Here is a 14,186-nt window from a genome sequence, read left to right as displayed (position 1 = left end):
CAGCGCTGGCGCGCTGCAGAGCGATGGCCTCCGCTGACGCTTCGGCCCGACTCCGCCGACGCTCCGTCGAATTCCCGCGCTCGCGCGGGAATTGAATTCCGCAAGCGGAATTCTGAAAGCGTGTCAATTTCGCGCAAGCGCGAAATTGAAGGAGCCCCGCAAGCGGGGCTCCTTCAGCCGGCTGCAAAGGAGTGGGTGGGCGCGGTCCTGTGAGAGCGGACCACCGCGCTGCGCGTATTGCTCTTGAGTACCCGGGGAATCGCACGCGGCCGCTCACTCCTCTTGTTGCGAGAGTGGATTGACGCTCTGTCCATTCCGCTCCCTGAGGGGACTCCGCCCCCTCGTCTCGCCCGCGTTGTGGGCGAGACGCTAACCATGCCAGCGGGAAGGGGTGAGGGCACGGGGCTCGAGGCTGGAAGTGACGGCATGTCAGACATGAGCCATTGCTGGGCAAGGAAGCTACCTCTCTAGTATGCTTCAAAATGAAGCCGAGATCTAAACTTGCCTCAGCATCCCCCACCGGATGACATCCGTGACGCGCCACCAGAACGTCACACGATCGCGTCACCGACGACAGCAGAGCCCTTGGAGGAGCGGAGAACGTGCCGAAGACTCTCCGTCCCCATCAGCGTGAGGCTGTCGACGCGGTGCTGCGCGCGCTCGAACTGCCGCCGCGGTCGACTGTGCCCGAGCGGGGGTTGCGGACGCAGGTGGTCATGGCGACCGGCTCGGGCAAGACCCTGGTGGCCGTGCGCAGCGCGGAGGAGCTGGGGGCGGGCCGGGTGCTGGTGCTGGTGCCCTCGCTGGACCTGCTCACGCAGACCCAGGCCGAGTGGCATGAGGGAGGCCGCAAGGGGCTGATGATCGGGGTGTCGTCACTGCACGGGGATCAAGCGGTCTTCCCGAACACCACGGCGGTTGAGGAGCTGGTCGACTGGGTTCGGCCGTTCGACAGGGTGACGGTGTTCGCCACGTATGCCTCGCTCGGGCTCGGCACGCTGGAGCGGGCGCACGCGGCCGGGCTTCCGGGCTGGGACCTGGTGGTCGTGGACGAGGCGCACCGGACCTCGGGGCGGATCGGCAAGCCCTGGGCGGCCGTGCACGACAACACCCGCATCCCCGCACTGCGGCGGCTGTACATGACCGCCACACCCCGACTGTGGCAGCTGGACGACGACACCGGCGCGGGGGTGCCCGGTGAGCTGGTCGCGTCGATGGAGGACGATCCGGACGGACCGTTCGGCAGCAGGTGCTACACCCTGACCCTGTCCGAGGCGGTCAACTGGGGCATCTGTGCGCCGTATCAGGTGGTGTGCGTGGACATCACCGACACTCAGCTGAAGGCCGCGCAGGTCCTGGGCATAGAGGGCCGGTCGGATGAGGTGCGCGGGGCGCGGCTCGCGGCTCTTCAGACGGCGCTGGTGAAGGCGTCGGCCGAGGAGTCCTTCGGCCGGACGCTGGTCTTCCACCACCTGGTCAGGGAGGCCGAGGCCTTCGCGGCCGGCCTGCCCGACGTCGCCGCGCAGTTGCACGCGGACGCGCCGGAGCTGTACCCGAGCGCGGTCTGGGCCGACTGGCTCTGTGGCGATCACCCGCCGGCCCACCGGCGCCGTGTGCTGGACGAGTTCGCCGGCGGTACGAACGCGGTCAGGCGCTTTTTGGGGTCGGCGAAGGTCCTGGGTGAGGGCGTCGACATCCACAACTGCGACAGCGTGTACTTCGCCGATGTCCGCGGGTCCATGCCCGACCTGGTCCAGGCCGTCGGCCGTGCCCTGCGCATCCAACCCGGTGAGGGCAAGGTGGCCTCGCTGGTGGTGCCGATCCTGCTCGGGCCCGGGGAAACCGGGGACAACATGCTCACCAGCAAGGCCTACGGCGGCCTGGCCAAGCTCCTGGAAGCCCTCAGGGCACACGACACCCGCCTCGTGGAGGCATTGGCTGTGCCGCAGGCACCCAGCCGCTCCAAGGGCGTCCCAAGCCGCGCAGGAGACCCGGATGCAGAGAGCGCCGAGGGTGAAGACGGCGTCCCCGTCTCGGTGCCGGCGCGGGCGCTGCTGAAGTTCAGCACCCCGCGCGATGCGGCCGCCCTCGCCGCGTTCATCAACCTGCGCGTCCTCCACCCCGAGAAAGAGCACTGGCGGCGCGGCGTCGAAGCAGCCGTCATCTACACCCGGCTCCACGGCAGCCTGAAGATCCCGTTCACCTACCGCGTCCCCGACGGCCAGGAGCAGGAGGTGGAGGCCGAGGACCAGGGCGAACAGGAGAGCGAGGGTGTGCGCGAGAGGTGGCCGGCCTCGCTCGCAGGCTTCCCGCTCGGACAGTGGATCGCCGACGCCCGCCACCTGCACGCCCGCGGCCGCCTGCACGCCGAACGCGCCGGGCAGCTGGAGCAGCTGGGCATGGTCTGGTCGCACCATGACGTCGCGTGGGAGGAAGGGCTCACCGCGGCGCGTGAGTGGGCGAAGGAGAACGGACACCTCCTGGCGCCGCTGGACGCCGTCCACCGCGGCCACAAGGTCGGCATCTGGCTGAAGAACGCGCGAGCCGACGCCCGCACCGGAACGCTGGCCCCCGAGCGGCGCGAGCAACTGGACGACATCGACCCATCCTGGTGTCCCGCCTGGCCCGTCCAATGGCAACGCGCCTTCCACCTCGTCCGCCAGCACCTCCAGGCCCACGGCGTGCTCCCGACCGGACCGGGCGAGACCGTGCACCAGGGCCAGGACCTCGGACGGTGGGTACGCCAGCAGCAGTTCGCCTTCGGCAAACTCACCTCAGTCCAGCAGTGGATGTGTGAACACGTCCTCGGGATCCAGCCCACGGCCGAGAACGAGAAGCCGCCCCTGCGCCCCACACACGCCGACAAGTGGGCACTGAACTACGCCGCCGCCCGCCAATACTACGAACGCGAAGGCCACCTCCAGGTACCCAGAGGACACATCGAACGGATAGTCACCGGCGACAGCGGAGACCAGCAGGAACGAGACCTCAAGCTGGGGTCATGGATCAGCAACCAACGCAGCAGAGCCGCCACACTCTCCCCCGAGCGCATCGAGCAGCTGACAGCGATCGGCATGCGCTGGGCATAGCCGGCCACCGGTATCAACGCCCTCGCCGCCATGGGGAGCCACCACACCTGCCGTACTCCGTTCTCGTCCGTACGGGCGGAATGAGAGAGCCCCGCCCTCGGGCTGTCCAGGCTCTGGTGGGGTGCGGCGGACTTCGCCCGGTGGTGGGCGGCCACCACGGTCGGGCTGGCTGCCGGTTGCTGGACCGTTTGTCGACGGCGATGCTGCTGGACTTCCACCCGGGGTGGTCGACTTCAGTGCCTGGTCGGCGCAGCTGATCTGGCGTGAAAAGGGCCGGCAGCGGCAACTGGTGCCGGACTTCTTCGTGCGTACCGTCCGGCCACGCGCTGGTGGTGCTCTGCCCGCCGCAGCGCGGGCCAGGCGAGGGGTTCCAGCGGCCATGACTTTCTCCCAGGTCGCTTCGGCAGTCGTATGGCACCACTGGGCTCGAAGTGGGAGCGTCCGTCGGAGAGTTCACCGGTTGAGCACGGTGTCGTGCTCGTCCGAGGTCGGGTGGGCTGCGTGCCAGGCGTCCCAGATCCCTGCGCGGAGCCTGCCGCGTGGTGGTACTTCCATGCCCTGCTCGCGGGCCCAGGCCCGTACCTCCGCCACGCTCGGTACGGGAGCTACGGATTGGGGCTGCCGGGCGGCGGCAACAGGTGCACGCGGCGGTGTCGGCGGCAGATTCGCTGGTGTGGTGGTGGTGAAGCCGCGGCGTTCGAGGATGCGGCGGCGCTTGTGGTGCATCCGCTCCAGGAGGGGGACGTCGGCGTCGAGGTAGTCGTGGGCCTCGACGTGGGACTTTCTGGCTTCGGTGTTGCGCATGATCCGGCCGACCTGCTGGATCACCCTGCCTTTGAACGAGATGGGGCTGGTCAGGAACAGGGTGTCGAGGCGGGGTGCGTCGAAGCCCTCGCCGGCGAGTTTGTCGATCGCCAGCAGCACCAGCGGCCCGTCGTGTTCCTCGGCCAGGGCGGCGCGGATCCGGGCGCGCTCGGCCGGCGGCAGGCCGCCGTGCAGGACGAGCGGGGTGACGTCATGGGGCCTGAGGGCGTCGGTGAGTTGCTTCAGGTGTTCGACACGGTTGGTCAGTGCCAGGCTGCACCGGCCGCGCCGGGTGGCGTCTGCGATGTCCGCTGCGATCAGCTGGTTGCGGGCGCCGTGGTGGGCGAGTTCGTTGTAGATGGCCTGGATGGAGGCGCCGTCGGTGCCCGGCTCGTCGGTGGTGAAGGTGGTGGGGTGCACGACGAGGTGTTTGGCGAAGGTGCTGGTGTCGTCGATCTCGTGGCGGATCGGGCCGCACTGCATCGTGATCACCGGGTCCATCTGGTCCGCGCGGTAGGGGGTGGCCGAGAGCCCGATCCAGCGAGGGGCTTTCGCTCGGCGGATCGCCGCTTCCGCTCCGGGCGCACCGATCGTGTGACACTCGTCCACGATGACCAGGCCGTACCCGTCGAGGAGGCCATCGGGGGCGTCGCGGTGGGAGAGCGTCTGCAGCATGATCAGGTCGACGGCGTGGCCGCGGCGGTCCTTGCCTGCCCCGAGTGAGCCGGGCTGCTTCTCGCCGAGGTCGAGGAAGGTGGCAAGGCGTTCGGTCCACTGGGCCTGCAGCTCCGCCCGGTTCACGATGACCGCGGTCGGGGTGCGGTGGTGGGCGATCAGGGCGCAGGCCATGACGGTTTTTCCGGAACCGGGTGGTGCGACCAGGGTCCCCGCCGCATGTTTGGTCATCGCGTCCACGGCCTGCTGCTGAGTGGGGGTCAGTGTGCCGGTGAAGTGGGCCGTGATCGGCTCGGGTTCGGGCAGGTCACTGGTGAGGGTGAGAGTGCCTCCGGCAGCGGTGATGAGCCCGGTCGCCTCGTCCGCCAGGCCTCGGGGCAGCCTGAGCCAGTCGGGGTCACAGGCGTCGAAGCCGCAGACGAGGCGCGGGGTGTTGAAGGTGGAGAAGCGTTGGTTCTGCTTACGGTAGAACTCGGGATTGTGAAACGACGCCGCGTGCTTGAGCGCGGCCAGCAGCTGCGGTGGCAGACCGACCGTGGAGATTTCCAGCATCGCCGCGAGGCGGGCCTCAACACGCGCGGGTGCCTTGCCGAGGGCCTTGCGGCGGGGCCGGGGCCCCAGTTCCGGCGCGGTCGGGGACGGGCCGGCCTTGACCGGTCCGAGCTTGTCCACAAGTGCCTCGACGTCGGCCGGGGACAGGCGCTCAGTGCGGGAGAGGTGAGCGAACTGGTCCGGATAGGGCTGCCAGGTGCCGGGGTCCACGAAGACGGTGGTGCCGCCCGCGCGGCATGCGCCCTGCAGGGGAAGCGCGATCAAGCTGCCGAACTTGAAACTGCCCTTGGCCTTGGTCGGCAGGAAGTCCTGGGCGGGAAAGAGCCGGTCATAACTCGTGAGGGCCATCTGCCCGCGGGCATCGATCGCCCGGCGCAGCAATGCCATGCCCAGCGCGCGGGCGGTGGCCGCGGGAATGGGGGCGGTGAAGAACGTCCACACGTGCGCGCCCTTCCCGGAGCGGGAGATTTCGAGGAGGGCAGGGACGTCCGCCTCGTGGCAGGCCGTGATGTAGGCGGTCGCGTCGGCGCGCCAGTCGCTGCCGTCCTTGCCATCGAAATCCGCAGCGAGCAGGCGGCAGGTGTCGTCGGCCAGCAGCGGGTACAGGCCGATGTGCAGCTCGCTGCGCCCCTGGCGGGTCGGATCGAGGTGACGGTAGACGCCCTCGTCATTCAAGGGCCAGAAGATGCGGTCTTCCTCGGCCTTGTTCTTGTCGAAGGGGTTGTCCTCGGCGGGACTCCATCCGGTACGGCCTGACCTGGCGCTCACCCACCGCCTGGCGTAGACGTCCTCACGTCCGGCAAACAGAGCCCGGAAGAGAACGATCTTCGCCTCAGCGCTGGAAGAAGCATCCGCATACGGAAGGCCTTCAGCCCTCACAGGCAGCGGCAGGTCCAGGACCGGCTCGGTCATGGGAGGCATGGCGGCGGCGGGAGCGGCCCGGCCTCCGGGGCCCAGAAGGCTACGCAGCTGCGCGTTGTCGGCTCTCAGCCGAGCGATCTCTTGGAGCAGTTCAGCGTTCTCCTCCAGCGCCACGTCGAGACGGATACGCAACTCATCGGCATCGAAGCAGTCGGACCAGTCCTCCACACATTCATGATCCCTGCCGTCGCCTCGCTCGTTGGGCCGGGGCGGCAGATTCAGCCGCACGGGGCCGTGATGGGGATGTCGGGTCGGCGCCAGGTCAGTCGTTCTGACTGGTGAGGACCCGGGACCCAACATCGGGGCCGAGGCCGCGGTAAGGATGGTCACGCGGATCATCGGGGGAGGGTGGGACCGTTGTCGCTTGGCCGTGTGGACCGTCACGCGGGTGGCGACTCCCCTCCGGCCGAGCGCAGCCACTGCTCGTAGCTGACGTACTTGCAGCTGAGTGCGTCGATGCCGTTGTACCACTGGATTGTGGGCGGGCCGGCCCGTTTTTTGCGTCTGGTTCGGGGGCGCGGCCATGCCGGTGCGGGTTGCGGCGGGCGCAGGCGGCAGTGTTCGGCGAAGTCGGTCAGGCTCATCAGGACCCGCGGCAGGCCGGTGGAGAAGAGGGAGTCGTCGCCGCGCGGGGACAGGTGAACGAGGTTCGCCGCGGCCAGCAGGAAGGGCCTCGCCCACGGCGGGACGGTGAAGATGCCGCAGTCGGTGACGAAGCCCGGGCGGCGGGTGCGGTAACGGTCATGGAGGGTGAGGGTGGTAGCGCCGGCATCGAGGTCGCCGGCGCGGACGGCGTAGAGCTGGGTGAGGGGGGCGCCGGTGAACACGGCGGTGGCCAGAGCGCCGACGAGCTGGGGGCAGGCGGTACGGGTGGCCAGGCGGTGGGCGAGCTGGTCGATACCGTAGGCGCGTTCGGGCACATTGGGGCGGCGGGCCTGGGGCGGGGTGCAGTGGCAGTCGGGGAAGTCCTGGTGGGAATCGAGGTAGGCCAGGGCGGGGACGGTGATCCACCGCCCCTGGGCACCGCGGCGCGGCGGAGGGACAGTCGGGGCCTTGGCCAGCAAGTCGCCCACGTGGTGGTCGGTGGACACCGTGTGGTGGTCGATGTCGCGTAGCGCGGTGCGCACCACGGCGGGCGGGCGCCGGGTGTGGCAGACGGCTACCAGGTGCACGCCCGTGCGCAGGCGCAGGGCGAGCAGCGCGGACCAGATTTTCTCGTCCAGGAGGTGGGCGCGCAGCACGGTGAGCCGGGTGATGGGCAGGGCAAGGATCCAGGCGCCGACGATGTTGAAGACGGGCGGGCCTTGAGTGCCCCAGTCCCCCGGCAGTTCGGTCGGTTTGCCGAGGGCGGCGAGAATGTCGAGGGCCAGCGCGCGGGCAGACGCGGCGGGCGTGGGGTGAACGGTGACGCGGCCGGCGGATGGATTGTGCGCGGCAAGGGCGGCGCGGGTGACGGCGGCGTCGTCAGCGGGGTCCAGGAGCACGGTGACCGGTGACGCGGCCGGGTAGATGATCTTTCGGCTCATGCCGGCCTCCCGGCGCAGGCGCGCGTCTTTGGCAGGGCGGCGGCAAAGAGCAGGTCCGGGTGGAGAACGGGGGCGCGCGGCGTGGACCGGGCATCCAGCAGACGGCGCTCGGTGAGCTCAGCCAGCACCGGAGGGCTCAGGGGTAGGGGTACACGGCTGCGGGCCACAGCCCGATGACCGCTCAAGGACGCGGGCAGGAGGGCTGCTTGCCCGGGGGTGGGGTGGTCGGGCTCGGCGACGTCGGCGTGGGCGAGCAGCGCGGGCTGAGCCGGGCGCAGGGCGGCGGAGCTGCCGGGAACGTTGTCCACCGCGACGCATCCGGTAGCCGGGCTGGATGCGGCCAGGACGGAGCACGGCCAGGCGGCGGTGTCGTCCGGGTGGCAGATCAGCGTTACCGGCCCGACCTGCGGAGCGGTGCGGGCGCGCATCTCAGGGTTCCTCGCGCGGCGGGAGGACGGCGTCCAGGACGTCTTCGAGCAGCGGGTGGGGCGCGCCCTGGGGTGCGGGGGTCTGGCGCAGCAGGCGCAGGGTGTGGTGGGTGGTCTGTGCCCAGCGGCGGAAGTTGCCGTGGCACCAGCGGGCATCGAGCCGCCCGAGAGCATCAGGGTCGGCCCCGCGCCACAACGGATGGAAGCGCGGGATCACCTCGGCGACGTCGGCGGGAGTGAGCTGGGGAATGTGCAGCGACACGGCGGTGCGGGAGGCGAGCATCCTCTGACGGCGCAGCACCGCCTGGCCGCGCTCGCCGACCACCAGGACGATCGCGACCCGGGTGTGGGGTGCGTCGAAGAGATACCGCAGGTACTCGAAGCATGCGGCATCCAGGCGCTGAGCCTCGTCCACCACCAACAGATGGTCGCGGGCGGCCAGGGTTTCGCGTACCGCCGCGTCGAAGGCCCCTGGATCCTGCGTCCGTGCCTCAAGGTTCAAGGCGTCGGCGAGGTCCGCGCGCAGGGCCAGGGGGGTGGGAGCGGGGCGGGGCACCAGGCGGCCAAGGCGTGCGCGGCGGGCGGGCCGAGGCATTGAGGCAAGCACCACGTCGAGGGCGAAGGTCTTGCCGACCCCGGCGTTGCCCGACAGACACATGATCGTCTTCTGGGCGGCGATCTGCTCGAGACGGCGGGCCAGGTCCGCTAAGACCGGCACAGGGACGGCGTCGGCGCCCTTGAGCGACAGGTAGTGCCGGGGCACACCGGGGACCGTGCAGGCAGGCTGCGCGCGGCCCGGAGCACGCCGCCGTCGAGCGGACGGAGGGTTACGGGTGCGTGCGGCGGGGCTCATGGGGTGTCGTCCAGGTGGCCGTTCTTGCCCAGGTGACTGAAGGTCCAGCGCACGACCTCGGTGTCCACCTGCTCGCGGCCAAGACGCTTGAGGCCGCGCAGCACCTGAACGGTCAGCCAGGCCCAGTTGCGGAAGTTGCCGTGCGCGGCGTGCTCGTCGACGAAAAGGAGATCCTCCTCCTTCACGTTCTCCCACACCGGGTGGAACAGCGGGATCACCTCGAGCACTTCTGCGCGGGTCAGGGGCGTGAAGCGCTGCCAGATGAAGATGCGGGAGGCGAGCATCGGCTCCTTGCGCAGCACGGTGTAGCAGCCGGGACCGCCGACGAAGATGATCGCGAGCTGAGTGGCGTAGTCGTCCCACAGGTAGCGGAAGTACTCGAACGCCTCGGAGTTGAGCCACTGCGCCTCGTCCACGACCAGGGTGCGGGGCTTCACGGCCAGGGCGTCCTTGAGGAGCCGGTCGAACTCGGAGGGGTGCGCGGGGGCATCGCCCCGCAGGCCCAGCGCGGCGAAGATCTCGTAGCGGACCGCCCGGGCGGTGGGGCGGGAGCGGAACGTGATCCGCCGTACGTCCTCGGCGGGTTCCAGCTCGCGCAGGCCGGTGTTGACCGCCAGGGTCTTGCCGCATCCCGAGTCGCCGTAGACGCACATCATCGCCCGCGCCTCGACCGTGTCGGCAAGGTTCTCCCGTGCCGTGAGAAGCGCTCTGGTGGTCACGACGTGCGCGTCGGACAGTTTCAGGCCCAGGTACTGGTCCCCGTCGGCCGGGGGCAGGGTGCCCGTCATCGGTCCTCTCCCTCCTGGGATATTCCTGAGCCGTCGCCTGGCGGGGCGGGCCGGCACTTCGCACGCAGCGAGGCCGGGGTGCGCCAGTGATCCGGCGGCGCGGCGGGCGGGATCAGGTCGGGCAGCGCGAGCTCGGCCGCATCCCCCAGCCGCTCGCTGTCAGCAGCCCGGTCGGCCTCCGCCGCGCTCAGTGAGCCCAGCCGCCTGGGCGGCTTGACCTCGGTGACCGCGGCGTACCGGGTACGAGTCTGCTCGGCGGCCGCGGACATAGCGCGGGCCAGGCGCCGCTTCTCGGCCGCCTTGCGCCGCCGGTGCGCCCTGCGCTGAGTATCGGTCGCCTCATCGCAGGGGTGCGCCGGCCCCAGGTACTTCCCCGAAGCCGCCTCGAACACCTCGATCTCGTGGTCGTGGTGCGGGATGAAACGGATGCGGACCTTGCATCCCACCTCCGCCTCACCGTGCATCCACTCCCCCACGTAATAGCGCTTGTTGAAGCGCACCCCGCTCGCGGTCAGCGTGCGGATACGGCCGTCGTCGGCGAGCGTGAACCGGTGCAGCAGACAGCGGTCCACGTCCTCGACGGGGGTCGGGTCGGCCCGCCACGCCTCAAGCGGCGTACGCCCGTCGAGGGCCTGCGAGGTGTGCTCGGTGTTCCACCAGGTGATCCACTCCAGCAGCAGACGGACGAACTCGGCGAACGGCAGCGCAGCCGCCTCGTCCACGCGCCCGGGGCGGGCGCCGGGGCGCAGCCTCATGGAGGGGGCGTGGGTGTAGCGGGGCATGGACGCGAAACGCATCCGCTCCGCGCACCGGTTCAGGTTCTCGATCGACCCCTTCAAATCCGGCCGGTAGGCGGGCAGGTCCTGCACCGGCACCGCGAAATGCCCCAACGCATCGGAGACCGTCGCGGAGAGGAAGTCGGCGCCGCGGTCGATACGCACCAGCGAGGGCAGGCCGCCGATCGGCCCGTACGGGCCCGTGGAGTCCTCATCCCTTACCAGCGCGATCCGCAACGCGGCCAGGACCGCGTCCCTCGAGGGCTGATGCGGCGTGATCGCCGCACCCGGAATCACCTCGGTCGCGCAGTCGATGAACCATGTCACCCACGGAAACACCAACTCGCCGTCCAGCAGCACCTCGACCGGCACATGCTTATGATCCGCCTCCCAGCAGGCATTCCGCCACAGCCTCGGGCGCCGCAGATGCACATCGTGCCGCCGCCGGGCCGGCTCCCCGCCCGCAAGCGCCGCACGCTGCCCGGGGTTGAGGTCGAGGCGGATCGCCCGATGCAGCGTCGCCAACGACGGCACATCGGGCACCTGATTGCCCTCAACGCGCACCCGCGCGGCCTCGGCCACCAGATCCCGGTGCACCGCGGCCGCGTTCCCGCACCACGCCACCAGACGCCCATGCAACTCGTCCGTGATCCGGAAACGCTCCCGCTGAACCGGGCCTGTACGCCCCTCACGTCCGGCCTGAAGCCACCGCCGCACCGTCCGCCGCGACACCCCCACCGAGGAAGCGACCAGCCGCACATGCTCCGCATCCAGCTCCCCACGCGCCTCCAACGCCAGCAACCGGGACACCACCTGCTCACGCCCCAACACCCTGGGAACCAGCGGGACATCACCAGCATGCCCCAGGCCGCCACCGCTGAAGAATTCCGCCCCGGCCATGCCCTACCCCGCCCGTCGACGCCCTGTACCCCTCCCCCACCAGACACGATCCGCCAACCACCAGAACATATACGCGAATTCAGAGAAATGTCCGCTCACTTACGTCCCAGCCACTAAAATGCCCTGCCGCTCAGGAATCTGCACCAACCCGACCAGCACCTCCGCACATCACTGTCCCGACCACACGTCACACCGATGCCCCCGGCACCAACAACACCCCAGGCCAGACACCCGCACCCCACCCGGGGACACCCCGTACAGACCCAGGACAAACACACTCAGATTCGCACACGGGGCATGGCCGTGAAACTGCGTGACCACCAGATCGAGGCTGTGGCCGCTATTGTGCGCGGCTTCGATATCCCGCCGGGCGGTATTCCCCGGGACGGTCTTCGTGGGCAGGTGCATGCCGCGTGTGGCACTGGGAAGACCATCATGGCTGCCGCGTCGGCGAAGCGGGTTGTGCCCAGGGGGCGTGTGCTCGTGCTGGTGCCGACGCTGGATCTGCTGGCGCAGACGGTGAAGGCGTGGCACGACATCGGGCACAAGGGGCCGGCGGTTGCCGTGTGTTCGCTCCAGGACGATGCGGAGCTGTGGAGCATGAGGGTGCGCTCCACCACGAACCCTGTGCAGCTGGCGCTGTGGCACGGGCAGGGGCCGGTGACCATCTACGCCACCTACGCGTCGCTGGGTGTCCTGGCGGAGGCTTTTGAGGGTGTCTACGGGCAGCAGTTGGCCCCGGTGGACCTGGCGGTGGTTGATGAGGCGCACCGGACTTCGGGGTCGATGGGGAAGGCGTGGGCGGATATCCACGACCAGAGCGTGTTCCCGGCGTACCGGCGGCTGTATCTGACGGCGACGCCGCGGATCTGGGAGGAGCGGCTGGACCGGGAGGTTGCTGAGGGGGTGCGTGACCCGCTGCCGCGGGAGATGGCTGCCTCCATGGACGACGAGAAGGTCTTCGGGCCCGTCCTCTACAAGCTCTCGCTCGCCTCTGCCGTCTCCCGGGGTCTTTTGGCTCGGTATCAGGTAATTGTTGTCGAGCTTGAAGATCCTCTCGTCACGCCCGAGCGGCTGATGGGCGAGGAGCGGCACGGTGAGGAGGTGCGCGGGCAGCGTCTCGGAGCCTTGCAGGCCGCGCTGCTGCACACGATGGCGCAGCACAATCTGCAGACCTGCATCACCTTCCACCACCGGACGATAGAGGCGCAGGCGTACGCGGAGGGCCTTCAGCGGGTGGCGGCGAAGCTGCACGCCGACCAGCCCGAGACGTACCCGAAGCGGATCTGGGCCAACTGGCTGTGCGGCGAGCACGTCCCCGAGCGCCGGCGGGAAGTCCTGGGCGGCTTCGGGTCCACGGGGCAGCGTGCGGTGCTTTCGAACTGTCGGGTCCTGGGCGAGGGCGTCGACATCAGAGCGGTGGATAGTGTCGCCCTGTTGGATCCCAAGGGCGCGCCTCACGACATCGTCCAGGCCATCGGCCGCGCTTTGCGTCAGAAGCCGGGACAAGGGAAATTGGCCTCTCTGATCGTGCCGGTATTTCTCCAGCCCGGAGAAAAACCGGAAGACATGTTCACTTCAGGATCGTATCGCCCGCTGGTGAAGGTATTGGAAGGTCTGCGCGCTCACGACGAAGAAGCAATCGAATTGCTCGCCATCCCGCAAGAGCCACAGAAGGACGTCGCGCAGCCGTCCCAGTACATCGGTACGCCGCCCAATGAAGGCGAGGAAGAATCCCGTCTCCTGCTCCGTTTCGCCGCCCCGCGTGACCCAGTGATGGTCGCGGACTGGGTGTCCTTCAACGTCATCGACACCGAACGACAGGACTGGGCCCGCAGCTGGGCGAAGCTCAAGGCGTACGTCGAACGGGTCGGGAACGCACGGGTGCCCTACGGACACCGGGAAGATGCGACACCCCTGGGACAATGGGTGGCAGAGCAGCGACGGGCCTACACAGCTGGGGAGATGAGCGGCCAGCGCGCCCAGCGGCTGGAGAAGCTCGGCATGGTCTGGTCCCCGGCCGACGAGCGGTTCCAGGAAAACCTGGAAGCCGCCAAGGCCTACTACGACCAGCACTGGACACTCTGCGCGCCCCGCTCAGCAAGCATGCTGGACCGGGCGGTGGGGCAATGGCTGTCCAACCTCCGCCGCCCCGGCACCCTCGACGGACACCCCGAATGGAAGACGGCACTCGAGGCCGTCGACGAAGACTGGAACCCGTCATGGCCGCCGGAGTGGCAGCGGCACTACGCCGCGCTGCGCGAGCTCGTACGCGACGAGGAAGGCCAGGCGGAAGTCCTGCCCGGGCTCACCGTCCACGGCATGGACATCGGCAAATGGCTGACCCGGCAGCGGAAGCCCGAGGTCTGGCAGACCCTGACGGACGGGCAACGCGAACGCCTGCAGGCCGTCGGCGTCGTCCCGCCGGCCCCGGAGCCGGAAGCGGTCATCAAGGCCGCCAAGACGGCTCTGAGCGCCTTCGAACGAGGCGTAGCGGCCCTGGCCCAGTACAAGAGCCGAGAGGGCGCAGTGACCGTCCCCAGAGGGCACGTAGAGACGCTGCCAGACAGCACCGAAGTCAAACTCGGAGTCTGGGTCATGAACCAGAAGAGCCGCAGGGAGAAGCTCACCACCGACAGGCTCACCACGCTGGCCAACCTCGGGCTGGAATGGGCGGCGGCCCCGTAGCCACGTCGGACCCGTACGAAGGGGTGTTGCAGCCCTGGCGCAGTACAAGACCCGCACGGGCTCTGTGAAGGTCCCCAGGGCCCACGTAAGCGACTGGAGGACGGCACCGAGGTCAAACTCGGAGTGTGGATCATGAACCAGAAGGGGCGCCGCGGGAAGCTCACCACGGACAGACGGCAGGTGCTG

8 protein-coding genes are annotated in these 14,186 nt (G+C 69.4%); 2 read left to right on the top strand and 6 right to left on the bottom strand.

From position 1 onward, the window contains the following. Positions 1 to 602 precede the first annotated feature (602 nt). Complete coding sequence (locus OG331_RS52335; RefSeq protein WP_406190225.1) at positions 603 to 3,089, top strand: Helicase associated domain protein; 2,487 nt, start codon at positions 603 to 605, stop codon at positions 3,087 to 3,089. Between the two features lie 453 nt (positions 3,090 to 3,542). On the opposite strand, the gene OG331_RS52330 is transcribed toward OG331_RS52335, so the two are convergent. From OG331_RS52330 to OG331_RS52305, 6 genes are all read right to left on the bottom strand, one after another. After that, complete coding sequence (locus tag OG331_RS52330; protein ID WP_406190228.1) at positions 3,543 to 6,209, bottom strand: TOTE conflict system archaeo-eukaryotic primase domain-containing protein; 2,667 nt, start codon at positions 6,207 to 6,209, stop codon at positions 3,543 to 3,545. 212 nt (positions 6,210 to 6,421) lie between these two features. After that, a complete protein-coding gene (locus OG331_RS52325) occupies positions 6,422 to 7,567 on the bottom strand; it encodes a hypothetical protein (protein WP_406190230.1) in 1,146 nt (381 codons plus the stop codon). Further along, positions 7,564 to 7,995, bottom strand: coding sequence for a hypothetical protein (locus OG331_RS52320; RefSeq protein ID WP_406190234.1), 432 nt, complete (start codon positions 7,993 to 7,995; stop codon positions 7,564 to 7,566). The genes OG331_RS52325 and OG331_RS52320 overlap by 4 nt, the downstream gene beginning before the upstream one ends. 1 nt (position 7,996) lies before the next feature. After that, a complete protein-coding gene (locus tag OG331_RS52315; protein ID WP_406190237.1) occupies positions 7,997 to 8,758 on the bottom strand; it encodes an AAA family ATPase in 762 nt (253 codons plus the stop codon). Between the two features lie 86 nt (positions 8,759 to 8,844). Then, the gene (locus OG331_RS52310) at positions 8,845 to 9,636 is read right to left on the bottom strand and encodes an AAA family ATPase (protein ID WP_406190240.1); all 792 of its coding nucleotides are present in this window, start codon (positions 9,634 to 9,636) and stop codon (positions 8,845 to 8,847) included. Then, positions 9,633 to 11,312, bottom strand: coding sequence for a Mu transposase C-terminal domain-containing protein (locus OG331_RS52305; RefSeq protein ID WP_406190243.1), 1,680 nt, complete (start codon positions 11,310 to 11,312; stop codon positions 9,633 to 9,635). Before OG331_RS52305 ends, OG331_RS52310 begins: the two co-directional genes overlap by 4 nt. 297 nt (positions 11,313 to 11,609) lie before the next feature. Here OG331_RS52305 and OG331_RS52300 point away from each other — a divergent pair, with 297 nt between their 5' ends. After that, entirely contained in the window at positions 11,610 to 14,000 is a 2,391-nt protein-coding gene (locus OG331_RS52300; RefSeq protein WP_406190246.1) for a Helicase associated domain protein, read from the top strand. The last annotated feature ends 186 nt before the right edge of the window (positions 14,001 to 14,186 follow it).

It is taken from the genome of Streptomyces sp. NBC_01017, assembly GCF_045162795.1.
GTDB lineage: Bacteria > Actinomycetota > Actinomycetes > Streptomycetales > Streptomycetaceae > Streptomyces > Streptomyces machairae.
Note: the sequence above shows the minus strand (reverse complement) of the source record. Positions and strands in the feature narration are given on the sequence as shown.